General features: G+C 43.0%; 2 tRNA genes. Both read right to left on the reverse strand.

Annotated elements, in window-relative coordinates:
* Nucleotides 1-222: 222 nt before the first annotated feature.
* A tRNA-Val gene (locus tag AC5O63_RS22425) sits at nucleotides 223-298 on the reverse strand.
* Nucleotides 299-328: 30 nt separating this feature from the next.
* Nucleotides 329-404 (reverse strand) — tRNA-Lys (locus tag AC5O63_RS22430).
* Between the last annotated feature and the right edge of the window lie 33 nt (nucleotides 405-437).

The raw sequence follows: 437 nt of genomic DNA on the forward strand, positions 1-437 counted from the left end.
TGGTACCTAAAACATAGTTTTAGGATTTGAGAACTTTTAATTGAATAACAACGCATCTCATAGAGATGGGGATTGTTGTTATTCGTCAGCTTTCCAAATTGTTAAAGAGCATGTTTCTTCACAAGGAAGTACATTTTCTAAAGACTTTCGGCGTCGAAAATTCCAACCACATACTAGTTACTGAAGTGGTTTGGAAATCCTAATCCAAAAATACTTAGAGAATGGTGGGCGATACCGGGCTCGAACCAGTGACCCCCTGCTTGTAAGGCAGGTGCTCTCCCAACTGAGCTAATCGCCCACATAAGTTTTAATTCTTCGTGGAGAAGAATGGTGGGTCGTGCAGGATTCGAACCTGCGACCAATTGATTAAAAGTCAACTGCTCTACCAACTGAGCTAACGACCCAATGGTATCCCGTAGGGGAGTCGAACCCCTGTT

It is taken from the genome of Vibrio sp. SCP2 (assembly GCF_059295395.1).